This window comes from Amycolatopsis thailandensis (assembly GCF_042723255.1).
Classification (GTDB): Bacteria; Actinomycetota; Actinomycetes; order Mycobacteriales; family Pseudonocardiaceae; genus Amycolatopsis; species Amycolatopsis thailandensis.
Genome location: NZ_JBHXJK010000003.1, coordinates 27,663 through 51,374, shown reverse-complemented (window position 1 = coordinate 51,374; position 23,712 = coordinate 27,663). Strand labels below are relative to the sequence as shown.

The following is a 23,712-nucleotide window of genomic DNA, read 5'->3' as shown; positions in this document are numbered from 1 at the left end:
TCTGGTGGGCGGCGTCTTGGTCAGCAACCTCTACGGCAGAGTCGCGGCGACCGACGCGGACGTTACGCGGCTGCAGCAGGCGCAGGAGGCGAAGGTGTCCGGCGATCGCGCGAACGCCGAGCTGGCGCAGCGGGGTCAGCCGCAGGTTCCGATCCCAGTGCCGGGGACCACCTCGGACACCGACGTGATCGTGTCCGCCGCGGCCGCGCGGGTTCTGGCGTCCTTGCCGGATCCACAGCCGACCGCTGCGGAGCTCGGCGCGGCGATCGCGCGGTACGTCGCCGAGCACCCGATCACTCCCGCGCAGCCAACGCCGGGCCAGATCTCGTCGGCGCTGGCGGGCTACTTCACGACGAATCCGCCGCCGAAGGGCGAGATGGGCGAGACCGGTACGAGCGGTATCCCGGGCGCGGACGGCTCGAAAGGTGAGAAAGGTGACCGCGGGGAGAAGGGCGACAAGGGAGATCCGCCGACAGTCGAGCAGATCCAGGAGGCATTCGCCCAGTACGTACGCGACAACCCCGACGTCCTCTGCCCGCTCGGCGGCAGCTTCATGCAGCTGCGGCTTCGTCTGGAGAACGGCGGCGCCGCGGACACCTACCAGTGCGTCGTCGCTACCTACCCGCCGCCGGCGTCATCCAGCACGCCGGTGCTGCCGCTCCCCACCATCTGACCGGAGGGAACCACGGTGCCCACAACAGAAGATCCGAGCGACCCGCGGCTCACACGCGGCGTCGACAGCATGCCCACTGACCAGGCCGCCGCCTACCTGGTCCTCTCGGACGAGGAACGCGCGAAGGGCTTCGTCCGGCCGCTACGCCGCTCCTACGTCCATACACGCGGCGAACAGCCCTGTCAGTCCGTCACCACGATGACCCAGGCGATCGCCGAGACGTACGCGACGGACCCGCACTTCTACGGCGCCACCTACTGCGTGACCTGCCGCATGCACCTGCCGGTCGGCGAGTTCGTGTGGGACGGCACCAGCGAGGTGGTGGGGTCATGACCGATTTCGACCCGCAGCGCGCCGCGTTCGTCGGCGCCAGCTCCGAGGACTGGGCGGCGCAGGCCGCGCTTCTCGAGGGCGCTGTCGTGCACGACCCGAGCGATCCGGACGCCGCGCCGATCCGCACCCGGGAGGAGTGGGACGCAGAGGGCTGGGACGCCGAACGACAGCCGCCGAAGACCGTCGCCGAGGCGCAGGCCGCGCTCGCCGGCCGGATCGCCGACCCGAACGCGCCCGACACAGCCGTGGTCGCTGGTGCCTACGACGAACTCGAGGAGGGCTGATGGCGCTATATATCCCTTGGCTCGCCGACGCAGCGCGCAGCACCGGCTATCCGGTCGTCGAGATCCCGGGCTGGCGCAGCCGCGGACACGGCGGCATGCGGCTTGTCGAGGGCGTCGTCGGGCACCACACAGGTACACCCAGGTCTGCACCTGGCGACTACCCCAGCCTGAACGTCGTCACGAACGGCCGCAGCAACCTCCTGGGACCGCTGTGCAACCTCGGGCTCGGCAAGACCGGAACGATCTACGTGGTCGCTGCTGGGCTGGCGTACCACGCGGGCGCGTCACGTTTCGTTGACTCGCAAGGCCGTGTCGTGTTCGTCGACCTCAACGACGAGTTCGTGGGAATCGAGGCCGAGAGCGACGGCAGCGGCACCTGGTCGGACGCCCAGCTCGATTGCTACCCGAAGCTCACCGGGGCGCTGCTGAAGTACATGACCCGCGGCGTCGAGCGCTACGTGAGCCACCGAACGTGCGCGATCCCGGCTGGCCGGAAGCCGGACCCGACCGGGATCAGCGACGGCTGGATGCGACAGCACGCCGCCCTGGCGATGGCTGGTGGTGGCAGTGGCGGTGGCTCGAAGCCTGCGCAGCCTCCAGAGCCGCCGAAAAAGCGGAACGAGCAGCACGAGGAGTACATGATGGAACCTTTGATCCTGGGGCCGACCAAGGACGGCGGCGCTGAGCAACTTCAGCTGGTGCACACCGGCGCCGCGGCCGTCCTGAACGTCATCCCGCTGACCGACCTGGCCGTGTTCTTCGGCAATTCCAAGCCGGAACCGCCCGTGTACTGCTGGGGAACCAGCAGCGGCGGGGGCATGGGCGGCGGGCAATCCACGATTCCTGGTCGTGACGATCGCCGCGCGGAACGGAACAAGCCTCAGCAGTACGACATCCCGGCGGGCACCACGCGGATTGCCACCAGCTATTCGACCAACGGGAAGTTCGCGGTTCAGATCGTGCCGCGCGCTCTGCTGTAAACGATCAAGTACGAGTTGGAGGAAGCGATGGACGAAGTTCGGTACCCGCTCGCGGCTGAGAGCGCCAGGACAGGCGGCTGGTTCGCTGGGCTGTCCGGTCTGGTGGGTGTGGCGGTCGTGGTCGGGTTCATCACGCAGGACCAGGCGAACGCCCTGAACGTCACGCTGGTCGCGATCGGCGCGCTGGTGACGACGGTGTCGCCGTTGCTGGCCGCGTTCGGCATCCGGCGGAAGGTGGAGCCGCTGGTCACACCGGTGGCTGAGCCGCGCAACGACAGCGGTCAGACCCTCACGCCGGCGTCCTGAGGCGCACCGTCGATCGGAACCGTAGAGGAAGGAGCCCGCTGTGAGCGAGCAGAAAGAGGACACGACCGCCGAGGTCGAGATCGATGCCGCCGGGAACCAGGTCGAGCGCCATCCGGCCGATCCGCGGTTCAATCCCGCGCACCCGACCAACCCCGCGTGGCGATCCGGGCCGCCGTCGCCGGACATGCCGGCGGAGGCGGGGATCGTCGCGATGTTCCAGGCACCGGATGGCCCGATCAGCGCGAGCGACGTTCACGTCGAGCCGCCGCCTCCCGGGCCGGAGTCCGAAGTAGAACAGGCCGAGTCGCCCGAAGATGCCGTGGACGACGCCAGCACAGCGAAGGCGCGACGCCGCCGAAGCTGACGAACGCCCCCACCGTCTGTGCGTCGAGCACGGTCAGGTGGGGGCGTTTTCGCGCATCATCAGCGCGCTGAGAGCGTCTGTCCTTTTGGGATCGAATCCATGGATTACCCATGTCTTTCGCGCTCTCCACTACGCTCCGTTGCGCTCCGTTGCGCCCCGCTCTGATCGAAACAGGGGGTGGCCTTGTCCCCGGTTGGCTCCGCTATGCTCCGTTACGCCCCAAGCGGTCAAGAACTTCTTCTTCGTCCACGAGAAGCTGACGAACGTCGACGGCACCAACCTCGCCGAAGTGACCGCGCCGATCCTCACCGCCAAGACCAAGAGCGGCGGCTGGCCGGGTTCACTCCTCGGCATGGGGAAGACCGACGTCACCGGCTGCGAGGACCAGAACTTCGCGCCGAAGGACTTTTCGGTCAAGGGGGCGGTCTTCGAGTCCTGCCGTCTGCACTTCGGCGTCGCGTCGGACCCGATCGCGTCGCTGGCGTACACGACCCAGCCGTACGAAAGCGCCGATTCACGCGCCGTGACCTGGCGGAACAAATAGTCCGGCCGGTTTCCCGACCTCGGTCGGACTGCACCCGGTCAAAGCGCGGAACTCGCGGATGAGGTGCGCCTGGTCGCTGTAGCCGCCCAGGTGCGCCACCCCCGCCCAGGAGAGGGACGACGCCCGGTTCACCAGCGCCATCACGCGGTTGAGCCGGGTGATCCGCCCGACGATGCTGGGATTCAGGCCGATCTGCTCGCGGAAGCGGGTATTGAGATGCTGCCTGCTCCAGCCGATCTCCTCCGCGAGGGCGTCGATACGGACCGGGCCCGCCGCGAGCCGGTCCCACGCGAACCGGACCGCCGGCGCGAGTTCGGGACCGCGAGCGAGCCTCGAAATCAGGTACTCGTCCAGCAGTCGGAACCTCTCCGGCCAGTCCGCCGCCTCCGCGAGCCGTTCGGTCAGCGGCCCGGACGGCATCAGGTCGGCCGCCGCGATCGCCGAATTCGTCAACTCGCGTAACGGGATCCCGAACAATCCGTACGCACCGAGAGGCGTCAGGGCGACGGCGATCCCTCGCGAGACCCCACCTTGCTCCGCGAGCAGCGGCCTGTCCCGCAATCCCAGTACGGGTGATTCCGGGATCGCGCCTTCCCCGTCCGGACGGCTCGGGACTTCGAGGTCGATCACCCAGATCAGGACGGACAACGGAGTGATCTGCCACGAAGTCGGCCCGGCGTCGGGCAGGTCGTGCGCGACGTAACTCGAGACGTGGGCAGCGAGGCCGGGATGCGGCGACCGGAGAACCCGTTCACCGGGCGCGCGGACGATGTCCCGTCGCGGCACCACGAGACCCCACCCGCCCATGCGGTCATCTTACTTTCGTTCAAGACCGGGAACGTGACTCTGCCTAGCGTTCCATCCATGAACAAGATCGGGAGCTTCAGAAGTCCCGCGGCCGAGAAGCGTTACTTCGCCGCCTACGACCGAGCCATGGCCGAATGCCCGGAGCCGGGCGAGGTCTTCGACATCAGGACACACCATGGCATCACTCGCGTCTACCGCTACGGCGACGGCCCGCCGATCGTCCTGCTTCCAGGACTCATGGCGACTTCAGCCTGTTACGCGGCACTGCTTCCGGCCCTGGCCGAGCGGCACACGATCTACGCGATCGACACTCTCGGCGAGGCGGGCGGAAGCGTGCAGAAGGCGCCGTTCGAGGACATCCGCGACCGCGCCAGCGCTCTCGACGACGTCTTCGAACACCTGGGTCTGTCCGAGGTACACATCGTGGGCGGCTCGACCGGGGGCTGGCACGCGGTCAATCAGGCGATCCACTTTCCCGGCAGGCTGGCGTCCATCGGGCTCCTGGACCCGACGACCGTTTCGGCACCGTTCGCGCGGAAAGTGTTCTGGTACGGCCTGCCCGCCGCCGTATTCGACAGCGAACGCCTGTGGCGGCGTTTCGTGACGTGGTCCGCTGGGGAGGACATTCTCGACCAGCCCGCCGCCCGGCTGATTCTCGCCGGGATCCGGTGTTATCGGGCACGAGTGCCGTTCCAGGTCTGCCCGGGCGAAGAGGCGTTGCGGTCCCTCGAAGTCCCCACGCTCGCCTTGTTCGGCGGGCGAAGCGCCGTGCACGATTCGGCCGACGCCGCGGCACGGCTGGAAAGTCTGCTCCCCCAGGCCGACGTCGAAATCCTGCCCGACGCGGGCCACTACCTCTACCTGCGGCCGGAGGATCGCGACCGGATCGTCGACCGCGTCCTCAAGTGGGTCGCTTAGGCCACCCGTGCGGCGGCCTGCGCACGCGCGGCGGCCAGGCTGGCCTGGCACGCGACGATCAGCCGGTCCGAGGCCGCGCTTTCGCCATGGCCGCACCCGGGGCAGGACATCGTGACGGTGCCGGACAGTTCGTCGACCGAAACGGTCAGCGCGATCGCGCAGGAACGGCACCACCGATGCCGGGTGATCGGGTTGACGTGCATCGGGGAGGCGACGCACTGGTGGATCCAGCGGCCGTGCACGTGACAGGTCATCCGGTCGTCCGGGGACAGGCGGCCGACGTCTTCCGCGTCGTCCTCCATCGCCAGCAGAACCGGCAGAGTGCGGCTCACCGGGTTCAGCCGCGTGATAGAGGCCAGTGTCGTGGTGTTCATCGCTTTCTCCTTCCGGCTCTTATCAGGACGTCGATCGGGGAGCGCCAGATACGACACGGCCGGGCGGCGTTTCGCGAAATACCTCCCCCTGCCGGGTGAGTCGATCTTGGTCGATTCCAAACCGTTACCCCATTCGGGTTAACGACGCGTATCTTTCGGATCATGACGGCCATTCTCGCCAAACTGTCCACATCGGACGGTCGTGGCCGCCCCCACCTGCTGCTTCCGCCCGCCGGCGGGACAGTCCGGGCGTTCGGTCCGCTCGCCGGAACAGCCGGTGCGGACGTCTGGGGCGTCGAATATCCCGGGCACGGGGACCAGCTCGCAGAGCCGCCGGCATCGTCGATCGAGGAACTCGCCACGCTTCTGGCCGGTGCGACGTCGAAGGACTGGTTTTCCCGCACCGTGACGATCGGTTTCGGAATGGGTGCCTTCGTCGCTCTGGAAACGGCGCAGCGGCTGGGCGTCTCCCCGGGTGCGCTGATCGTCGTGGACGCGTGTGCTCCTCAACGGCGCTCGCCGGACAAGAACGCCAAGGCGGGCGCGTCGGCCATGGGGCGGGTGTTCGGCCGCACGGGGCTCACCCCCGTCGCGGGCTACCGCGACTCGCCCGAGAGCTGGGAGTACGCGCTCGACCTGCTGCTCGGCGATCTCCAGCTGGTGAACGCCTACCGCGGGCCCGCCAGGACACGGCTCGCGTGCCCGCTCGCGGCGATGCGCGGCACCGACGATCCGGCGTCCGCCTCGGGCGACGACGCCACGGGCGGCTGGCGGGTGTGGACGTCCGGTCCGTTCGTGGGCCGGGTCGTCCCCGGCGGGTATCTCGGCGTACTCGAATCCGGCCGGGAGATCGAGTTCTGGGGCCGGATCCACCGGCTGGAAGCCGCCTTCCTCGACGTCCAGCCGGACGTCGCCTAGGTTGCGTCCCAGCCGGATGACGTACAGCGGTGACGTCGTCCGACGGTCGCCGCGTCCCGCACCGCGCCCCTAATTTCATCCCGTACCAGGCGTTACGCGGGAGGAATCAGGATGCTCAGCAGGAGAAGGTTCGCACAGGCCGTCATCGCCGCGTCAGCGGGAGCCACTGTGGCGGGCTGCTCGGCCCAGCCCGCGGCAGCCCCGGCGGCGGCACCTGCCACCACCGGCGGGAACACCTCGTTCGGCCCCCTCAAGCAGATCGACGCCGGGGAACTGAGCATCGGGTACGCCGAAGCCGGTCCCGCCGACGGTCCGGTGGTCGTCCTCCTGCACGGCTGGCCCTACGACATCCACAGCTACGTCGACGTCACCCCGCGCCTGGTCGCGGCCGGGTACCGGGTGATCGTGCCGTTCCTGCGGGGCTACGGGCCCACCCGGTTCCTGTCGAAGGACACTTTCCGCAACGGCCAGCAGTCCGCGATCGCCGCCGACGTCGTCGCGCTGCTGGACGCCCTCAAGATCGAGAAGGCCGTCTTCGGCGGCTTCGACTGGGGTGCCCGCACGGCCGTGATCATCGCCGCGCTGTGGCCCGAGCGATGCAAGGCGCTCGTCTCGGTGAGCGGCTACCTGGTCACCAACCGGGAGACGAACAAGGAGCCGCTCTCCCCGGCCGCCGAACTCGGCTGGTGGTACCAGTACTACTTCGCCACCGAGCGCGGGATCCTCGGCTACACGAAGAACCGCCACGATTTCAACAAGCTGATCTGGAAGATCGCGTCGCCGAAGTGGACCTTCGACGACGCGACCTACGACCGTTCGGCGGCCTGTTTCGACAATCCGGACCACGTGGCCATCGTGATCCACAACTACCGCTGGCGGCTCAGTCTCGCCGACGGCGACCCGAAACTCGACGCCCTCGAACAGAAACTCGCGCAGGGGCCGTCGGTTTCGGTGCCCACCATCACGATCGGCAGCGACTTCGACGGCCCGAACACCGACGGCAAGGCCTACCGGTCGAAGTTCTCCGGCAAGTACGAACACCGGATCCTGAACGGGATCGGCCACAATGTGCCGCAAGAGGCGCCGGCGGAGTTCGCCAAAGCGGTCATCGACGTCGACAAGTTCTAGCGACCACCGGTGAGGTGTTCGAGGGCCAGCTGCGACAGACGGATGAACCCGTACCCGCGTTCCGCCGCCTTGTCCGGGTCGAAGTCCTCGAACGCCGACCGGTCCGCCAGCAGATCCGCGGCCGTCTCTCCCTCGTTGAGCGTCGGCGTCGCCAATTCCGGGACGAGGGCGGCTTCGAGTGCGGCCCGCACCTCGGGATCGGCACGGAAGGCCCGCGAGCGTTCGGCGAACAGCAGGTAACTGGCCATATTGGCCTCGGCGCTGGCCCAGACGCCGTCCATGTTCTCCGTGCGCAGCGGCTTGTAGTCGAAGTGGCGCGGCCCGTCGTAGCCGCCGTTCTCCAGCAGGTCGACCAGGAAGAAGGACGAGAGCACGTCGCCGTGCCCGAACACGAGGTCCTGGTCGAACCGCGGACCGCGCTGGCCGTTGAGGTCGATGTGGAACAGCTTGCCCTGCCACAGGGCCTGCCCGATGCCGTGGACGATGTTGAGCCCGGCCATCTGCTCGTGCCCGACCTCCGGGTTCACGCCGACGATCTCGTGGTTGTCCAGCGTGGAGATGAACGCGAGCGCGTGCCCGACGGTCGGCAGCAGGATGTCGCCGCGCGGTTCGTTCGGCTTCGGTTCGAGCGCGAGGCGAAGGCCGTAGCCCTGGTCGATGACGTACTGCGCGAGGAAGTCGATGCCCTCGCGGTAGCGGTCCATCGCCGCGCGGACGTCCTTGGCGGCGTCGGTCTCACTGCCTTCGCGACCGCCCCAGAGCACGAAGGTCGACGCGCCGAGCTCCGCCGCGAGGTCCAGGTTTCGCAGCACCTTCCGCAGCGCGTAGCGGCGGACGTCGCGATCGTTGCTGGTCAGGCCGCCGTCCTTGAAGACGGGGTGACTGAACAGGTTCGTGGTCACCATCGGCACGACGAGTCCGGTCTCGGCGAGCGCGCCCTGGAAGCGCTTCAGGTGCCGCGCGCGTTCCGCGTCGGCCGAGCCGAACGGGACGAGGTCGTCGTCGTGGAAGGTGATGCCCCAGGCGCCGAGTTCCGAGAGCCGGTGCACGGCTTCGACCGGGTCGAGCGGTCCCCGGCTCGCCGGACCGAACATGTCGTTCGCCTGCCAGCCCACGGTCCACAACCCGAAGCTGAACTTGTCCTCACGCGTCGGTGCCTGAGCCATCTCGCCTCCACCAATTAGTTTGATGCCTGAACTTATCGACGCGTCCGGCGGCGGGTCAAGCCTTTCGTTCAGGCATCGAACGAATACAATCGCGCGATGATCGGCACGCGCCCGGCTGGACAGCACACCGTGCGGCAGCACAACGCCGCCCTCGTCCTGCGCGCGATCGCGGACGGCCCCGGCACTTCACGGGCAGGTCTCGCCGCCGCCACCGGGCTCACGAAAGCCACCGTGTCGAGCGTGGTCGACCGCTTGATCGCGGCCGATCTCGTGGCCGAAGGCGAGCCGGAACAGCGGGTCGGGCCCGGACGGCGCGGCACCGTCGTCTCCCTCTCCCCCACCGGCCCGCACGGACTCGGCATCGAGATCGGCGTCGACTACCTGGCGTCCTGCCTGGTCGATCTGACCGGCGCCGTCCGGGCGGAAGAGGTCCGGTACGCGGACAACCGGACCTCGCGCGTCTTCCAGCGCGTGTCGGCGTTCCTGCGCCGGGCGAGGAAACAGGCGGAGGAACTGGGTGTGCCCGTCGGCGGTGTCGGCATCGCGGTCCCCGGGCTGGTCGAATCCGGTCTCGTGCGGCTCGCCCCCAACCTGGGCTGGCGCGACGTCGACCTCGCGGACCGGCTCGGCGGCACCTTCACCGTCGCCAACGAAGCCAACTTCGCCGCTCTCGCCGAACTTTGGCACGGTTCGGAGTTGCCGGATTTCGTCCACGTGTCCGGGGAGATCGGGATCGGCGCGGGAATCGTGCTCGACCGCGCGCTGTTCGAGGGCGTCCGGGGTGCGGGCGGCGAGATCGGCCACCTGCCGGTCGCGCCCGGCGGTCCGCCGTGTTCCTGCGGCGCGAACGGCTGCCTGGAACGCATGGCCGGGCAGGAGGAGATCCTGCGGCTGGCGGGCACCGAAACCGTGGACGCCCTGATCTCCGCGCTGGAATCCGGTGACAGCGCAGCCCTGGCAGCGGTCACCACGGCCGCCGGGCACCTCGGCGTCGGACTGTCCACTGTGGTCAATCTGATGGACGTTCCGGCCGTGGTGCTAGGCGGAACGTACGCGCGACTCGAGCCGTGGCTTCGTGAGCCACTCCTCGCCGAACTCGAGCGCCGCGTGCCCAGCACGGCATGGTCGCCGGTGCGGGTGATCCGATCGGCTCTCGGCACTGGCGCCGCCGTACGTGGCGCGGCCGGCTCGGTGATCCGCGGCATCCTCGCTGATCCCGAGCACCATCTCACGACTCACTGGCCATCCGATCAGGACGTTCCGGGTCGTTGACGTCAGGCAGCAACGGCGCGATCGCCTGCGCCCGCTGTTCGATATCGGGTCGCTCGACGCGCCGCGCGTAGTCGATGAGGGCCTCCCGGTCCGCCAGCGGAAGCCACCCCTGCTCGCTCCCGGTCTCCAGCCGCACGAGGTGCTGCACCAGCTCCACCGACTCGGCACCGAACTCCCGCATGCGGCGCGTCAGCAGCTCCGCCGCGGCGAGGTAGCCGTTGTTCCACGCGTGGACGGCCAGCAAGTGCGCTGTCGCGGCGAGGATGTCGCCGAGGTGGAAACCGCCCTCCGCGGCGAGATGCCCGGCGAGCCGGAAGCTGCGTCTGCCCTCGCCGACCGGCCCCTCCTCGCGAATCGCTTCGAGCAGTGCCCCGATCTGCCGTGTCAGGTAGTCCTGACCCGCGCCCTCCACCGTCACCGCATTCCTCCACCCAGTCGCCGCGATCGTAGGAAGGTGTCAATGGGGAGTAGATCAGATACATCTAATGCCGAACCGTTACCACCCGAATGGAGTGGTCGGCGATGCCTCTCGGTCAGCACGGCCACCCGTCCGCCGACCTCAGGAGCAGGACACGCGCCACGATTCCTCCGCCTCCGCCATGGGACCCGCCTGTATTCGGCGAGAAGGCGGAGAGCGTTACAGGGTCCCGGGCGACGTCTGCGGAACGTCGCCCGGGACCCACTGGCGCGGCAAGGGGTCAGCTGGTGGTGGCGGTGTTGATCGCCCGTGCGTAGTCGGCGGCCGTGCCCTGCGCCGAGCACTTCTTCATGTCGTCGTACAACCACATGAAGCCGCCGGGGATCCCCGCGGACGACTTCCACGACCGCATCTTGCTCTCCACTTGCGCGGGCGAGTCTCCCGACGAGCAGCCGGAGCCATTCTTGCTCCACAGTCCCGGATCCACCGGCATGCCGAGCGACCGCGACCACGTCGCCGGGTTGTTGCCGCTCCCGCCCGCGTAGGCCTGCAAGTACACGCGATCGACCAAGGCGCCGAGGCCGTTCTTCACGCCCTGCCAGTACGAAACCGCGGCGTACGGCGCGAGGGTGAAGTTCCGGTAGCCCATGGCGTTCGCCATCCGCGCGAAGGTGACGGTGGAGTCGACGTCGTAGTGCGCTTCGTCGTCGTTGTTGATCGCGTCCGCGCCGGTGGCGTTCTTCAATGCCTGGAAGTTGCGGTACAGGATCGTGCCGCTGCCGGTGCCGTCGCGGGTGATCAGCTTGTCGATGGCTTCCCAGTCCGGCGTTCCCCAGGCGCCGACCGAGACCTCGATGCGGTTGACCGACGTCGGCGCCTGCTTCAGTGTCCGCAGCCGCGCGGGCCAGCCGGCGTCGCCGACGTACCGGCCGCCTGCGACCACCAGGTGGTCGTTGTAGTACAGATCGCCGTTGTCGTGGACGTGGATGCTCCACAGGATGACCGTGGTGAAACCGGACGAGCGCAGGGTGTCCATGACGCCCTGTCCGTCCTGATAGAACGGTCCCCCGCCGTAGATCGCGGATCGCCCGGCCGCGGCGGGGGTCGCCGGGGCTTCGGCGGCACTCGGCCGACCCGTCGGGACGATCGCGAGACTCGCCGCGGCGACCACCATGGCCACCGTCGCACGCACCCAGGTCCACCTCATCAGGTCAGCTCCCTTCGGCCCGACTCGGAGAGTATGAGATTTTCCAACGGCGAAGCCAGGTTTGTTCGGTGACCTGTCCGGTGGAATAGACCATTCAGCTCACGCCATCAGGACGACCGTGGTGTAACGACCGCATTCAGAGGACTAAATGCGGGCGCCGCCGCCCTGCTGTTCCTCGAAGATCAGCCAGGTCCGGGTCGACCGCACGCCGTCCAGCGCCTGAAGCCGTTCCAGGACGACGTCCCGCAGCGACGCGTTGTCCGGCGTCCGCACCAGCAGCAGGATGTCGAAATCGCCACCGACCAGTGACACGTGCTCGACGAACGGGATCTCCCGCAGCTCGGCGGACATCGTGCGCCAGGACGTCTGCTCCACGGTGATCAGGATGTACGCGCTCGTCCCCAGCCCGGCCCGGCGCGGGTCGATCCGGGCGTGGAAGCCGGTGATGACGCCTTCGGACATCAGCCTGTCGAGCCGCGCGTAGGCGTTGGTGCGCGAGATGTGCAGTCGTTCCGCCAGCGCGCGGATCGCGAGCCTGCCGTCGGCGGACAGTTCGGCGAGGATCGCGCGGTCGATGTCGTCGAGGGCAAGGACCGTTCGTCCCGGATCCGCCGCGTGAGCCACGCCACTGTTGGACGTTTGGCTCGACTGAACCGATTCTTCGGACAGTTTGTCGCTCATTTCGCCTGCCTCTTGAACACCAGGACTTCGGAAACCACCATCTCAGCATCATATGTCTGCGAAAGGTGGTGCTGCGCATGTCGCGTGAGACCCATGCCGCCGCGTTGCTGCCGTCCGGAATCCCGGTGCGGTTCCTCGCCGAGGACGGCACGCGCGTCGACGAGCACGGCGGCTACGCCGAGCCGCCGTCCGACCGGCTCGTCGAGGCCTACCGGCTGATGGTGCTCGGCCGCCGGTTCGACGCGCAAGCGACCGCGCTGACCAAACAGGGCCGTCTCGCGGTTTACCCGTCGAGCGCCGGCCAGGAGGCCTGCCAGGTCGCGAGCGCGCTGGCGCTCACCGAAGCCGACTGGCTCTTCCCCACCTACCGCGACTCGGTCGCGCTGGTCGCCCGCGGGCTCGAACCGGGCGAGATCCTGACGCTGCTTCGCGGCGACGCGCACTGTGGCTACGACCCCGCCAAGACCCGTGTCGCACCGCAGTGCACCCCGCTGGCCACCCAGACCCTCCACGCGGCCGGGCTCGCCCACGCGATGCAGCGCCGCGGCGAAGACGCCGTCGCGTTCGCGCTCATCGGTGACGGTGCCACCAGCGAGGGCGACTTCCACGAGGCGCTCAACTTCGCGGCCGTGTTCAAGGCGCCGGTGGTGTTCTTCGTGCAGAACAACGGCTTCGCGATCTCGGTGCCGTTCGAGAAGCAGAGCGCCGCACCGGCGCTGGCCTACAAGGGCGTCGGCTACGGCGTCCACTCCGAGCAGGTCGACGGCAACGACGCCGTCGCGGTCCTGTCCGTGCTGGACGACGCCGTCGCGCACGCGCGTGCCGGTCGCGGGCCGGTGCTGGTCGAGGCGCACACCTACCGCATCGACGCGCACACCAACGCCGACGACGCCACCCGCTACCGCGACCAGGCCGAAGTCGAGAAGTGGCGCGCGGCCGACCCGGTCCGCCGCCTCGAAACCTACTTGACCAGCCGGAACCTGTTGTCCGAGAACGATATCGAGCGGTTCCGGGCGGAGGCTGACACGTTCGCGGCCGGGGTGCGCGACACCCTGAACGCCGACGTGGAGCCGGATCCGATGTCGCTGTTCGAGCACGTGTACGCCGTTCCGACCCGCCAACTGGCCGCTCAGCGCGCGCTGGTCGCGGCCGAACTGGAAGCCGTGGAGGGCTGATGACCGAGATCTCGATGGCACAGGCGCTCAACGCCGCCTTGCGTGACGCGGTCAAGGACGACGATCGCGTGCTGATCTTCGGCGAGGACGTCGGCCCGCTCGGCGGCGTGTTCCGGGTGACCGACGGCATCACCACCGACTTCGGTGAGGAACGCTGTTTCGACACGCCGCTGGCGGAGTCCGGCATCGTCGGTTTCGCGGTCGGGATGGCGATGGGCGGGTTCCGACCGGTGGTCGAAATGCAGTTCGACGCCTTCGCCTACCCCGCTTTCGAGCAGATCACCTCGCATGTCGCGAAGCTCCGGAACCGCACCCGCGGCGCGCTGTCGCTGCCGATGGTCATCCGGATCCCTTACGCGGGCGGGATCGGCGGCGTCGAGCACCACTGCGATTCGAGCGAGGCCTACTACACCCACACACCGGGCCTGCGCGTCGTCACGCCGGGTACTCCTCAGGACGCCTACGACCTGCTGCGCGATTCGATCGACTCACCGGACCCGGTGATCTTCCTCGAACCCAAATGCCGCTACTGGTCGAAGGAAACCGTGTCCTTCACCAGGAACGGCGTGGCGATGGACCGCGCGGTCGTGCGCCGCGAGGGCAAGGACGTCACGCTGATCGCGTACGGCCCGATGGTCGCCACGGCGCTGGAGACCGCGGAAGCCGCGAAGGCCGAGGGCTGGGACGTCGAAGTGGTCGATCTCCGGTCACTGAGTCCGTTCGACGACGAGACCGTCGTCGCTTCGGTGCGCCGTACCGGGCGCGCGGTCGTCGTCCACGAGGCCGCCGGGTTCGGCGGCTACGGCGCCGAAGTGGTCGCGCGGGTCACCGAGCAGTGCTTCCACCAGTTGCACGCGCCCGTCCTGCGGGTCACCGGGCTCGACATCCCTTATCCGCCACCGAAGCTGGAGCGCCATCAGCTTCCGGACGTCGACCGGATCCTGGACACCGTCGCCCGGCTGCAGTGGAACGACGAACCGGTGGTGGCCGGTGCCTGACTTCCTGCTCCCGGACCTCGGCGAAGGGCTCACCGAGGGCACCATCGTCGCCTGGCTCGTCGCGGAAGGCGACACCGTGGGAGTCGACCAGCCCGTCGTGGAAGTCGAGACCGCGAAGGCAGCGGTCGAGGTGCCGGTGCCGTTCGCCGGCGTCGTCACGCGCCTCCACGGCGAACCCGGTCAGTCGCTGCCGGTCGGTGCTCCCCTGCTCACCATCGGACCCGCGTTCACCGAACCCGGAGTGACGACCGCGAGCGAAGGCAGCGGCAACGTCCTCATCGGCTACGGCACGACCACCACGACGAGGCGCCGCCGGACGCGCACCGTCGTCACGGCCACTCCCGAGAAGCCGTCGAAAGCACCGGGCGTGATCTCGCCGTTCGTCCGCAAGATGGCCTCGGACAACAAGATCGACCTGACGAGGCTGACCGGCAGTGGCCCCGGCGGCATCATCCGGCGCGCCGACGTCGAAGCGGCGCTCACCGTTCCCGAGCAGCGAGACGGCGAGACCCGGATCCCGCTGACGGGAGTCCGGAAGGCCGTCGCCGACAAGCTGACCACCTCGCGGCGCCAGATCCCCGAGGCGACGGTCTGGGTCGACGTCGACGCGACCGAACTCGTCACCGCGCGCAAGGCACTGAACGCGTCGGCACCGGATCGCCCGGTGAGCCTCCTCGGCCTCGTCGCGCGCTTCGCCGTCGCGGGCCTGCGGAAGTACCCCGAGCTGAACTCGCGGGTCGAGGGCGACGAAATCGTCCAGCTGCGGGACATCAACCTCGGCTTCGCGGCGCAGACCGATCGTGGCCTCGTCGTCCCGGTCGTCCGTGACGCGGGTTCGCTGTCCACAAGGGAGCTTTCGGCGGCGATCGGCGAGCGGACCGGACAGGCCAGAGACGGAAAGCTCGGCCCGGCGGGCCTCACCGGCGGCACGTTCACGGTGAACAACTACGGCGTGTTCGGAGTCGACGGCTCCGCCGCGATCATCAATCACCCGGAGGCGGCGATCCTCGGCATCGGCCGGATCATCGACCGCGCCTGGGTGGTCGACGGCGCGCTGGTGGCACGGAAGATCTGCGAGCTCACCCTCGCTTTCGACCACCGGGTGTGCGACGGCGGGACGGCAGGCGGATTCCTGCGGTTCGTCGCGGACTGCGTCGAGTCGCCGGTGACCGCGCTCGGAGATCTCTGAGCGGGCCGCACAACCCGCGGTTGTGACCCGCCAACGACACGTTGTTCGACTCGCGCGTCGCGGCTTGCTTTGATCTCGCGCGTGAGTGGGAGATCGCTGGGACGACGATTCGGCTGGCTTTGGGCGGCATACGCGGCGAGCGCGTTCGGTACGAGGTTCGCGTTCGACGCGTTCAGCCTGATCGCCATCGTGGCGCTGGGCGCGGGCACCACCGAGGTCTCGCTCCTGGCGTCCGCCGGTCTCGTCGTGGGCGCGGTGGTCGCGCTGCCGCTCGGCCCCTGGGTCGAGTTCCGCCGCAAGCGGCCGGTGATGATCGCGATGGACCTGATCCGCTGCGTCGCGCTGCTGACCGTTCCTGCGGCGTACGCGATGGGGCTGCTCGGTTTCGGGCAGCTCCTCGCGGTGTCGGTCGTCGTCGCGGCGGCCGACATCACGTTCCTGGCGGCCAGCGGGGCTTTCCTGAAAACGCTGCTGCCCCGCGAAGACCTGCTCGTCGCGAACGCCCGGTTCGAATCGACGACCTGGACCGCGACCGTACTCGGCCCGCCGCTCGGCGGGTTCGCCGTCGGCCTGTTCGGACCGGTGATCACGATCGCGGCCGACGCGGTCAGCTACCTGCTCTCCGCGGCCGGGATCCGCGCCGTCGGCGGTGCGGAACCGCCACCCGCGAAACCGGACGGCCCTCGGCTGACCGGCCGTGACCTGCGGGAAGGCTGGCGATTCATCCTCACCCATCCGCTGTTGCGGCCCCTGTTCGTCAACACGATCGTGGTCAACGGCCTGATCGTGGCGACCGCGCCGCTGATGGCCGTGCTGATGCTCGGACAGCTCGGCTTCGCCCCATGGGAGTACGCCGTGGCCTTCGCCGTTCCCTGTCTGGGCGGCCTGATCGGATCGAGGCTCTCCCGGAGTGCCGTCGCCCGGTACGGCCGGGACCGGGTCCTCTTCGTCACCGGTCGGCTGCGTGTCTGCTGGCCCGTCGGGCTCGTCTTCATCCAGCCCGGTGTTCCGGGGCTGGTCCTGGTCATCGTCGTCGAATTCGCGCTGATCACCTGCATCGGCGTGTTCAACCCGGTGCTCTCCACCAGCAGGCTCGAACTCGTGCCCCTCGACCGCGCGGCACGCACGCTGTCGGCCTGGTCGATCGCCGGGAAGCTCACCACCGCGGGCCTGACCGCGCTGTGGGGCCTGCTCGCCGCGTTCACCGGCCCGCGCGCCGCCGTCGGCATCGCCGGGGTGCTCATGCTCGCGACGCCACTCCTGCTCCCCCGAAAGCGTCGGACCCCTGTGCCAGGATCGGAGCATGTCGATCAAGAGAGTGGTCACGGACCTCGAAACCCGGACGCTGGAGCAGACGAAAGCCTTCTACGTGCGGGTTCTCGGCTTCGAGGTGGTGATGGACCACGGCTGGATCGTGACACTGGCGGATCCGGACCGGCCGGAGGTCCAGCTGAGCCTCATGACCCATGACGAGACGGCGCCCGTCGTGCCGGTCGCCTCGATCGAGGTCGAGGACGTCGACGCGGCGTACGCGGCGGCCAAGGCCTCCGGAGCGGAGATCGTGCACGAACTGACCGACGAGGAGTGGGGCGTCCGGCGATTCTTCGTCCGGGATCCCAGCGGCCACGTGGTCAACGTGCTCTCCCACTGACCGCCGTTCGGCTCAGTTCGTTGGGCCTGACGGCGGGTTTCATCAAAATTTCATGACGCATCCCTATCGTTCGAACACGCACCGTAGTCGAACGGAAGGGACGATGAATGTGAAGAAGTTCAGGGGGGTCCTGGCGGCGGCCGCACTGGCCACCGGGCTGATCGGCGCCATCGCGCCGTCTGCCCAGGCCGAGACGGCCGACCAGGCGCGTTACTACATCCTCATCGGCGGCACCTGCGACGGAGCCGCGACCGTCTACAACGACGCCTGGTTGCGAGGCGGGATCAAGAAGGTGGTCCACTACCCGGCAGGGGCCGCTGGAGCACCCAACTGCGACCAGACACCGATGGACCAGAGCGTCGCGCGCGGGCACGAAGAGGCCCGTCGCGTCGTCCAGAGTTCCTTCGACGAAAACCCCGGCGCGGAGTTCGTCGTCGTCGGCTACTCGCAGGGCGCACTGGTCGCGAACAAGGTGCTGAACGACATCGCCGACGGGAAACTGGCCGTCGACAGGTCCCGCTTCAGGGCGAAGATCTTCGCCGACCCGATGCAGCCCGTCGGTCCGCCCGGACGCGGGATCAGCGCGGTGCTCCCGGCGGGCACCGGGGCGCCGTCGCCGTTCGGCGGCTACGTCTCGTTCGGTCCGGGCCGCACCGATTTCGGCGGTATCCCGTACATCCGCTACTGCATCGAGACCGACGGCGTCTGTCACTTCGACACCTTCGAAGCACCCGGCGGGTATTTCGCCCAGCACCTTTGCTACCAGTGGGCCCGTCCCACCGATCACCGCTCGATCATGGAGGACACGATCGCGGACGGCGTGTACACCAACGGTTCGCACGCGCTTCCGCGGCAGAACTGCCGTCCGCCGCATCCCGTGGCGTGACCGGCTGAAGACCGGTGTCGCCCGGCGCCCGATCGCCGGCCGACAGCGAATCGGCGGAGCCGCCCGGGCCGGAGATCCGGCCCGGGCACTCCTTTCACTTGCAGAAGGCAGTGTCCACAGTGGCCATGACGGCCTTCGAACCCTTCTCCGCGTCGCCGAAGGTTCCTGGCATCGCTGTCACCGCGAGCCCGACGGTGCGGCCGTCTTCCGTTGCGCCGCCCCGTGTTTCGAAGCCGTGGATGTCCCCGCCGTGGCCCCAGTACACCCCTCCGCAGCTGAGCGGGTTGCTCATCAGGCCCAGGCCGTACTTCGTCCCCGGGAACAGGGGCGCGTCGACCGTCTTGCGCATCTCGGCCAGCTGCGCGGCGGGCAGCAGCTTCCCTTCGAGTAGCACCCGGAAGAACTTGCCGAGGTCGCCCGGCGTCGAGATCAGCTGACCGGCGGCACCGCCCCAGGACGGATCCAGCTCGGTCGCGTCGATCACCTTGCCGGTGGCGGCGTTGCCGATGGCGTATCCCCGCGGGTGCCGCCCCTGGATGGTCTGGTCGCCGATCAGCGGCCAGTAGGTGTTCTTCAGACCGGCCTTCTTGATCACGCGTTCGGTGATCTGCTCGTGGATCGGGCGTCCGGTCACCTTCTCGATCACCATGCCCGCCAGCAGATAGCCGGTGTTGCTGTACTCCCACTTGGCTCCGGGTGCGAACTTCGCCGGATGGCTCAGCGCCGCGGCGAGCAGTTCGTGGTTCGGGACGTACCGGTGCTGCACCTTCTCGAAGTCCTCGAGCCCGAGGTACTCGGTGTAGTTCGGCAGTCCGCTCGTGTGCTGGAGGAGGTGCCGGATGGTGATCTTGCCGGCGTCGATGCCCTCCCCACGCACGATCCCGGGAAGGTACTTCTCGATCGGCGCGTCCAGTTCCACTTTGCCTTCGGCCACCAGCTGCAAGACCGCGACCGCGGTGAACGTCTTGGTGTTGCTGCCCGCCCGGACCGTGCCGTCCCGGGGGACGGGGACCTGGCGATCGATCCGCGAGGACCCCGCGACCAGCGACGTCGTACGGCCCCCGCCGGTCACGGAGGCCAGCGCGGCCGGGAACTTCTCCTGGCGCACCAACGAGTCGAGGCTCTTCTGAAGCTCTTGCCCCTTGGCCGGGGCCGCGTCCGCCGTGGTGGTCCACACGGTGCCCAGCAGCCCCGCAACCGTCAGGACCACAACCCCCTTGCGTACTGTCATCCGTACTCCTTGCTCGATCGGTTCGACACCGACGACACTGGTCGAATCGGGCACGAAGGTCAGGAGTGCAGGCTGCCGGATCCCGGGTAGCGCTGGCGCTACCCGAGCGAATATTTTCGGACCGGAATTCGTCCCACCATTGTCCGCACGGGACGCGGCTCGCTAAAGTCAGTTCGATAAGTGGACTAGACCACCCGAGGCCGGGAGGCGACGATGCCCCTCGACGAACAGCAGACCTGGGCACTACTGCGAGAGCTGGACGAACCCGGCCACTGGGAAGTGCCCCACGACTTCGACGGACCGGCCGCGCGGGCGCGCTTCGAGCGGCTGTCCGAACGGCTCGACCTGCGTTTCGACTGCACGTGCGAGGTCGATCGCCACGTCCAGGACGCCAGTCATCTCGGCAGGATCGTGATCCCGGCGAGCGCGACGTCCGCGCAGGACCAGGTGACCGTCACGGTCAGCAACTTCGGCGGGCTCGTCGCGGTGACACTGGGGAATCCGGGCAGCTACGACGAAGACGAGGAGCGGGAGCTCTTCCCGGCGCGGGATCGAAGACGGGTCGAGGACGAACTGGAAGCGCTCGGCTACCTGCCCGTCCCCGAACACCCGCTATGGACCAAGTACACCGGGATCAGCGGATTCGACGCCCTCTATCCGCCGGACCGGCCACCGTCGTGGTGGGACCGGTTCTTCGACTATCTCTAGACGTTGCTCGGCACGAGCGCGCCGGCGAGTTCCGCCGCGTTCCGCGCACTGACGAGCACCTCGTCGAAGGGGAGCCCGGCGGCCTCGCGATCGATCGCGATCCGCAGCGCCGGGACTCCCCTGCGCACCGACACGAGCTGCCGGATTCCTGTCCCCAGCCCCCAGTAACCCACCTTCAGCACTCCGCTGACCAGTACTCCGGCCCGGCCTCCCCGCGCCCGCCCCACCGGCGCGTCGACGAGTTCGACGGCCCTGATCGCCGCCCGCGGCACGACCGCTTCCTCGCGCCACACGGCCAGCCTCTCCCAACCCGGGAACCGCACTCGCACGCCGCCGTCGGCGATGTCGATCGTCGCCATCCTGACCACCTTCCCCTGATAGCTAGCTGATGTAGTTGTTATAGCAAGTGTATAGCAGATATCCTTGTCGGGTGTTGCTGACTCTCGACCTCGACAGCGAGGTTCCGATCTACCAGCAGATCCGCGACCGGATCGTCGAAGCCGTCGCCGATGGCGCCCTGGCCGAGGGCACCGCCCTGCCCTCCACCCGGCAGCTCGGCGCCGATCTCGGGATCAACTTCCACACCGTCAACAAGGCGTACGACCTGTTGCGGACACAGGGGTTCATCCGGATCAACCGCAAGACCGGCGCCGTCGTCCGGCGGGACGCGTCGTCCGGTCCGGCGGAGGACGGCTACGCGGACGAGTGGCAGGAACGCCTGCGCACCCTGCTCGCCGAGGCCGTCGCGCTCGGCCTCGGCCCGCGCGAGGTGACGAGCCGGTGCGAGACCGTGCTGGACTCCTTCGCGGTGAGCGCGCGGCGATGACCGGACCGATTTGGCCGCACCTGGCCCTGATCGCGTTCGTCTCGGCCGCCTTCGGCTCGGGCCCCGCACTGGCTCGGCCCACGCTTCCCTTCGGTGTCCGGATTCCCGCCGGGCGCGCCGGCGAGCCCGCCATCGCCCTCGCGCGCCGTCGCTACAACCGGGGTATCGCTGCGGGCGCGGTCATCGCCTGCGCCGTCGTCCTGACCGGCTGGACCGCGCGAATCGACCTCGTCATCGCCAGTCTCAGCGCGCTCTACGCGCTGCTCGGCGGCCTGGCGCATCGTTCGATCGTCGTCGCGAAACGCGACGGCGGCTGGTACGCCGGGACACGGCAGGCTGTCGCCGCCGACACCTCGCTGCGCTCGGACCCGGTTCGTCCACAGTGGATCCTTCTGACGCCGTCGGTGTTGCTGGCCGTGGTCACGGCCGTCATCGGCCTGGTCAAGGGCACGACGAGCTTCTCCACCGTCTTCGCGCAGGCCCTGATCGCCGTCCTGGTGGCGCTGCTGACCGTCGCGATCTCCCGCGCCCGTCCCGAGATCGACGCCGCGCAGCCTGCCGCGTCGGCGTCGCGCTATCGGGAGTATCTGCACGGCGTGCTCAGCCTGCTGCTGGTGTCCGCCGGCTGCGCCAACGCGACGTTGCTCGTCGTTTCGCTCCAGCTGTGGGAGGTCGTCGAAACGACCGTGCCGGTCACGATCGTGGCCTATCTTCCCCTGCTCGCCGCCTTCATCGCCTGGATCGGTTTCTCCGTCAGGACCGGCGACGCCGGGCACCGGCTGTCCCCCACCGCCGACGAACCCGAAACCCGGTACGAACAACGCGACGACGACCGCCACTGGTACGCGGCCGGGATGGTCTACCTGAACCGGAACGATCCGGCGCTGCTGGTGCACCGGCGGGTCGGGACCTACTGGACGCTCAACCTCGGGCGTCCGGTGGCCTGGCTGGTTCTCGCCGCGGTCGCCGTCGTCGGGGTGCTCGCCGGATTCGGTGTCGTGACCCTCCCGGCGAAAGGCTGATCACCGGGTGTGATCGGAGGTGCCCGGGCCTCTCGTTACCCTGAGGCAATGACGTCGCAGAAAACCCCTCAAACGATGAAGCCCGCGACAGCGGCGAAGAAGCTGGGTGTGTACCTCGAAGCCACCCCGGCGGAGTTCCAGGAGGGTGTCGTCTCCCGCGACGAGTTGAACGCGTTGCAGACCGAACCGCCCGAATGGCTGCGCGACCTGCGCCGCAACGGGCCGCACCCGCGTCCGGTCATCGCGGCGAAGCTGGGCATCTCCATCAGCGGCCTCGCGCGGGGCGGGATCACCGACGCCCTCACCACCGAGCAGATCGACGCGGTCAAGACCGAGAACCCCGACTGGCTGAAGCGGGAGCGCGAGACCCAGGCCGAGGTCCGCAAGGAAGAGGCCCGGGTGAAGGCCTCCCGCGGCGAGGGCTAGCGGCGGCGTTTCCCGCCCTTGGGAGCGCCACGCCGCCCGGGCGGCGGCTTCCGGCCGCCTGCCTGGGGGCGGTTGCTCTTCGCCGGGGTCTTCTTCTCCGGCTTTTCCTGGGCCTGCTGCCTGCCCCGGGTGCTGTTGACGGTGCGGCCGCGGACGATCCCGATGAACTGCTCCATCAGGTCGCTGGTCTCCTCGTCCGGCCAGGACAACGCGACCCCGGACTCCGGCGTGCCGGAGATCGGGCGGTAGGTCAGGTCACGCCGGTGGTGCAGCCGCGCGAGGGATTGCGGGACCACGAGGAGCCCGACACCGGCGGCGACCAGCTCGATGGCGTCCGCCGTGGTGGCGGGGCGCTCCAGCGCGGGTTTCCCGGGCGGGGTGTCCCAGTCCAGCGTGTCGTCGAGCGGATGCAGCACGACGTCGTCGGCGATGTCGTCGACGGAGACCTCGTCCGCGGCGGCGACCAAGTGGTCCTTGGGGACGACCACGACGGTCGTCTCGGTGTAGAGCGGGATCGCGTGCAGGCCCTCGCGGTCGATCGGGAGGCGCAGCAGGACGGCGTCCACCTCGCGCTCCCGGACGAGCGCCGGGGCGTCGGCGGCGGTCGTCTGGACGAGGTCGAGCGGGACGTCGGGCGACCGCTCGGCCCAGATCCGGACCCACTTCGAGGGCGTCACGCCGGGGGCGTACGCGAGTTTGAAGGAGGCGGGGGTGTCCGGGCCGGTCATGGGGGCAAGGTTACCGGGCGTGATCCGCCGCCACCTTGACCCCGCGCGGTCCGACGAGGCGGCGGCGTTGCGAAAGCCACTTTCGCAACGTTGAAGGTTGTGAAAGCCACTTTCACAACATCCCAGGCAGGCACGCCGGTACATGATGGCCCCCTTCCTTGCGCCTAGCGCAGTGAAGGGGGCCATCACGTACTTCGCCGAGGCGTCGTGACTGCTGTGACTGCTGGTGCTTCTGGGACGAACATGGCGATCCGCAAGTCCGTGAAGGCCTCCTTCACTACCTTCACGGTCAGGGTCTCGGCAAAGTCGAATGAACGCAGGCCGATGCCGCTCTTGATGATTCGAACGGGACCTCCGGACAGGGCAGACGACCTGAGAGCCTGAACTGTGGTGTCCACAAAGGACCCCGGATTACCGAAGTGTGTCCACTTGAAGCATATATGTCCGGTTTTACCGGTGGGTCGTGAGCGGTAAAGAGGGTTCTAACCCTCTTTACCGC

The 23,712-nt window shown here is 68.7% G+C and carries 30 protein-coding genes; 21 read left to right on the top strand and 9 right to left on the bottom strand.

Features of this window, described 5'->3' with window-relative positions; genetic code table 11:
• Positions 1 to 4 precede the first annotated feature (4 nt).
• The 7 genes from ACFWMR_RS01820 to ACFWMR_RS01790 all read left to right on the top strand — a co-directional run bounded on the left by ACFWMR_RS01820 (position 5) and on the right by ACFWMR_RS01790 (position 3,484).
• Positions 5 to 673, top strand: a complete 669-nt coding sequence (locus ACFWMR_RS01820) for a hypothetical protein (protein ID WP_378376159.1) — start codon at positions 5 to 7, stop codon at positions 671 to 673.
• A gap of 15 nt (positions 674 to 688) precedes the next feature.
• Positions 689 to 1,006 carry a hypothetical protein gene (locus tag ACFWMR_RS01815; protein WP_378376158.1) on the top strand — a complete coding sequence of 106 codons (318 nt, stop codon included), beginning with the start codon at positions 689 to 691 and terminating at the stop codon, positions 1,004 to 1,006.
• The gene (locus ACFWMR_RS01810; protein WP_378376156.1) at positions 1,003 to 1,290 is read left to right on the top strand and encodes a hypothetical protein; all 288 of its coding nucleotides are present in this window, start codon (positions 1,003 to 1,005) and stop codon (positions 1,288 to 1,290) included. Before ACFWMR_RS01815 ends, ACFWMR_RS01810 begins: the two co-directional genes overlap by 4 nt.
• The gene (locus ACFWMR_RS01805; RefSeq protein ID WP_378376154.1) at positions 1,290 to 2,270 is read left to right on the top strand and encodes a peptidoglycan recognition protein family protein; all 981 of its coding nucleotides are present in this window, start codon (positions 1,290 to 1,292) and stop codon (positions 2,268 to 2,270) included. Before ACFWMR_RS01810 ends, ACFWMR_RS01805 begins: the two co-directional genes overlap by 1 nt.
• Before the next feature lie 27 nt (positions 2,271 to 2,297).
• Positions 2,298 to 2,576: a hypothetical protein gene (locus tag ACFWMR_RS01800; RefSeq protein ID WP_378376152.1), complete on the top strand. Its 279-nt coding sequence runs from the start codon at positions 2,298 to 2,300 to the stop codon at positions 2,574 to 2,576.
• Positions 2,577 to 2,616: 40 nt separating this feature from the next.
• Positions 2,617 to 2,940 carry a hypothetical protein gene (locus ACFWMR_RS01795; protein WP_378376150.1) on the top strand — a complete coding sequence of 108 codons (324 nt, stop codon included), beginning with the start codon at positions 2,617 to 2,619 and terminating at the stop codon, positions 2,938 to 2,940.
• Positions 2,941 to 3,133: 193 nt separating this feature from the next.
• A complete protein-coding gene (locus ACFWMR_RS01790) occupies positions 3,134 to 3,484 on the top strand; it encodes a hypothetical protein (protein WP_378376149.1) in 351 nt (116 codons plus the stop codon).
• Here the strand turns inward: ACFWMR_RS01790 and ACFWMR_RS01785 are convergent.
• Complete coding sequence (locus ACFWMR_RS01785) at positions 3,455 to 4,291, bottom strand: helix-turn-helix domain-containing protein (protein ID WP_378376147.1); 837 nt, start codon at positions 4,289 to 4,291, stop codon at positions 3,455 to 3,457. The genes ACFWMR_RS01790 and ACFWMR_RS01785 overlap by 30 nt on opposite strands.
• Positions 4,292 to 4,348: 57 nt before the next feature.
• Between ACFWMR_RS01785 and ACFWMR_RS01780 the strand changes: the two genes are divergently transcribed.
• Complete coding sequence (locus ACFWMR_RS01780) at positions 4,349 to 5,209, top strand: alpha/beta fold hydrolase (protein WP_378376145.1); 861 nt, start codon at positions 4,349 to 4,351, stop codon at positions 5,207 to 5,209.
• On the opposite strand, the gene ACFWMR_RS01775 is transcribed toward ACFWMR_RS01780, so the two are convergent.
• Positions 5,206 to 5,583, bottom strand: a complete 378-nt coding sequence (locus ACFWMR_RS01775; protein ID WP_378274884.1) for a hypothetical protein — start codon at positions 5,581 to 5,583, stop codon at positions 5,206 to 5,208. The two genes, ACFWMR_RS01780 and ACFWMR_RS01775, sit on opposite strands and share 4 nt — an antisense overlap.
• 162 nt (positions 5,584 to 5,745) lie before the next feature.
• Between ACFWMR_RS01775 and ACFWMR_RS01770 the strand changes: the two genes are divergently transcribed.
• Positions 5,746 to 6,501, top strand: a complete 756-nt coding sequence (locus tag ACFWMR_RS01770; RefSeq protein WP_378376144.1) for a thioesterase II family protein — start codon at positions 5,746 to 5,748, stop codon at positions 6,499 to 6,501.
• A 111-nt stretch (positions 6,502 to 6,612) separates the two neighbouring features.
• Positions 6,613 to 7,629: an alpha/beta fold hydrolase gene (locus tag ACFWMR_RS01765; RefSeq protein ID WP_378376143.1), complete on the top strand. Its 1,017-nt coding sequence runs from the start codon at positions 6,613 to 6,615 to the stop codon at positions 7,627 to 7,629.
• Here the strand turns inward: ACFWMR_RS01765 and xylA are convergent.
• A complete protein-coding gene (gene xylA, locus ACFWMR_RS01760; RefSeq protein ID WP_378274887.1) occupies positions 7,626 to 8,795 on the bottom strand; it encodes a xylose isomerase in 1,170 nt (389 codons plus the stop codon). The two genes, ACFWMR_RS01765 and xylA, sit on opposite strands and share 4 nt — an antisense overlap.
• A gap of 96 nt (positions 8,796 to 8,891) precedes the next feature.
• Here xylA and ACFWMR_RS01755 point away from each other — a divergent pair, with 96 nt between their 5' ends.
• Positions 8,892 to 10,067, top strand: coding sequence for an ROK family transcriptional regulator (locus tag ACFWMR_RS01755; RefSeq protein WP_378376142.1), 1,176 nt, complete (start codon positions 8,892 to 8,894; stop codon positions 10,065 to 10,067).
• Here ACFWMR_RS01755 and ACFWMR_RS01750 read toward each other — a convergent pair.
• From ACFWMR_RS01750 to ACFWMR_RS01740, 3 genes are all read right to left on the bottom strand, one after another.
• A complete protein-coding gene (locus tag ACFWMR_RS01750; RefSeq protein ID WP_378376141.1) occupies positions 10,024 to 10,485 on the bottom strand; it encodes a hypothetical protein in 462 nt (153 codons plus the stop codon). The two genes, ACFWMR_RS01755 and ACFWMR_RS01750, sit on opposite strands and share 44 nt — an antisense overlap.
• Before the next feature lie 280 nt (positions 10,486 to 10,765).
• Positions 10,766 to 11,692, bottom strand: coding sequence for a lysyl endopeptidase (locus tag ACFWMR_RS01745; protein ID WP_378376140.1), 927 nt, complete (start codon positions 11,690 to 11,692; stop codon positions 10,766 to 10,768).
• Positions 11,693 to 11,836: 144 nt separating this feature from the next.
• On the bottom strand, positions 11,837 to 12,316 hold the full coding sequence (locus tag ACFWMR_RS01740) for an Lrp/AsnC family transcriptional regulator (RefSeq protein WP_378376380.1): 480 nt from the start codon (positions 12,314 to 12,316) through the stop codon (positions 11,837 to 11,839).
• Between the two features lie 134 nt (positions 12,317 to 12,450).
• On the opposite strand from ACFWMR_RS01740, the gene pdhA reads away from it, so the two are divergent.
• The 6 genes from pdhA to ACFWMR_RS01710 all read left to right on the top strand — a co-directional run bounded on the left by pdhA (position 12,451) and on the right by ACFWMR_RS01710 (position 18,272).
• Positions 12,451 to 13,548: a pyruvate dehydrogenase (acetyl-transferring) E1 component subunit alpha gene (pdhA, locus tag ACFWMR_RS01735; protein WP_378376138.1), complete on the top strand. Its 1,098-nt coding sequence runs from the start codon at positions 12,451 to 12,453 to the stop codon at positions 13,546 to 13,548.
• The gene (locus ACFWMR_RS01730; RefSeq protein ID WP_378376136.1) at positions 13,548 to 14,546 is read left to right on the top strand and encodes an alpha-ketoacid dehydrogenase subunit beta; all 999 of its coding nucleotides are present in this window, start codon (positions 13,548 to 13,550) and stop codon (positions 14,544 to 14,546) included. The genes pdhA and ACFWMR_RS01730 overlap by 1 nt, the downstream gene beginning before the upstream one ends.
• Positions 14,539 to 15,735, top strand: coding sequence for a dihydrolipoamide acetyltransferase family protein (locus ACFWMR_RS01725; RefSeq protein WP_378376134.1), 1,197 nt, complete (start codon positions 14,539 to 14,541; stop codon positions 15,733 to 15,735). The genes ACFWMR_RS01730 and ACFWMR_RS01725 overlap by 8 nt, the downstream gene beginning before the upstream one ends.
• 81 nt (positions 15,736 to 15,816) lie before the next feature.
• A complete protein-coding gene (locus ACFWMR_RS01720) occupies positions 15,817 to 17,205 on the top strand; it encodes an MFS transporter (RefSeq protein ID WP_378376132.1) in 1,389 nt (462 codons plus the stop codon).
• Positions 17,105 to 17,386, top strand: coding sequence for a VOC family protein (locus tag ACFWMR_RS01715; protein WP_244199624.1), 282 nt, complete (start codon positions 17,105 to 17,107; stop codon positions 17,384 to 17,386). Before ACFWMR_RS01720 ends, ACFWMR_RS01715 begins: the two co-directional genes overlap by 101 nt.
• Positions 17,387 to 17,489: 103 nt before the next feature.
• Positions 17,490 to 18,272, top strand: coding sequence for a PE-PPE domain-containing protein (locus ACFWMR_RS01710; RefSeq protein ID WP_378376131.1), 783 nt, complete (start codon positions 17,490 to 17,492; stop codon positions 18,270 to 18,272).
• A gap of 94 nt (positions 18,273 to 18,366) precedes the next feature.
• Here ACFWMR_RS01710 and ACFWMR_RS01705 read toward each other — a convergent pair whose 3' ends face one another.
• Positions 18,367 to 19,503 carry a serine hydrolase domain-containing protein gene (locus ACFWMR_RS01705; RefSeq protein WP_378376129.1) on the bottom strand — a complete coding sequence of 379 codons (1,137 nt, stop codon included), beginning with the start codon at positions 19,501 to 19,503 and terminating at the stop codon, positions 18,367 to 18,369.
• A 213-nt stretch (positions 19,504 to 19,716) separates the two neighbouring features.
• On the opposite strand from ACFWMR_RS01705, the gene ACFWMR_RS01700 reads away from it, so the two are divergent.
• Entirely contained in the window at positions 19,717 to 20,211 is a 495-nt protein-coding gene (locus ACFWMR_RS01700) for a hypothetical protein (protein WP_093933615.1), read from the top strand.
• Here ACFWMR_RS01700 and ACFWMR_RS01695 read toward each other — a convergent pair.
• A complete protein-coding gene (locus tag ACFWMR_RS01695; protein WP_378376127.1) occupies positions 20,208 to 20,570 on the bottom strand; it encodes a hypothetical protein in 363 nt (120 codons plus the stop codon). The two genes, ACFWMR_RS01700 and ACFWMR_RS01695, sit on opposite strands and share 4 nt — an antisense overlap.
• A gap of 71 nt (positions 20,571 to 20,641) precedes the next feature.
• Here ACFWMR_RS01695 and ACFWMR_RS01690 point away from each other — a divergent pair, with 71 nt between their 5' ends.
• The 3 genes from ACFWMR_RS01690 to ACFWMR_RS01680 all read left to right on the top strand — a co-directional run bounded on the left by ACFWMR_RS01690 (position 20,642) and on the right by ACFWMR_RS01680 (position 22,485).
• Positions 20,642 to 21,037, top strand: a complete 396-nt coding sequence (locus tag ACFWMR_RS01690) for a GntR family transcriptional regulator (protein ID WP_093933617.1) — start codon at positions 20,642 to 20,644, stop codon at positions 21,035 to 21,037.
• Positions 21,034 to 22,059, top strand: coding sequence for a DUF1648 domain-containing protein (locus ACFWMR_RS01685; protein WP_378376125.1), 1,026 nt, complete (start codon positions 21,034 to 21,036; stop codon positions 22,057 to 22,059). The genes ACFWMR_RS01690 and ACFWMR_RS01685 overlap by 4 nt, the downstream gene beginning before the upstream one ends.
• A gap of 75 nt (positions 22,060 to 22,134) precedes the next feature.
• Positions 22,135 to 22,485, top strand: a complete 351-nt coding sequence (locus tag ACFWMR_RS01680) for a DUF5997 family protein (protein ID WP_093933645.1) — start codon at positions 22,135 to 22,137, stop codon at positions 22,483 to 22,485.
• Here the strand turns inward: ACFWMR_RS01680 and ACFWMR_RS01675 are convergent.
• The gene (locus tag ACFWMR_RS01675; protein WP_378376124.1) at positions 22,482 to 23,213 is read right to left on the bottom strand and encodes a LysR family substrate-binding domain-containing protein; all 732 of its coding nucleotides are present in this window, start codon (positions 23,211 to 23,213) and stop codon (positions 22,482 to 22,484) included. The two genes, ACFWMR_RS01680 and ACFWMR_RS01675, sit on opposite strands and share 4 nt — an antisense overlap.
• Positions 23,214 to 23,712 lie beyond the last annotated feature (499 nt).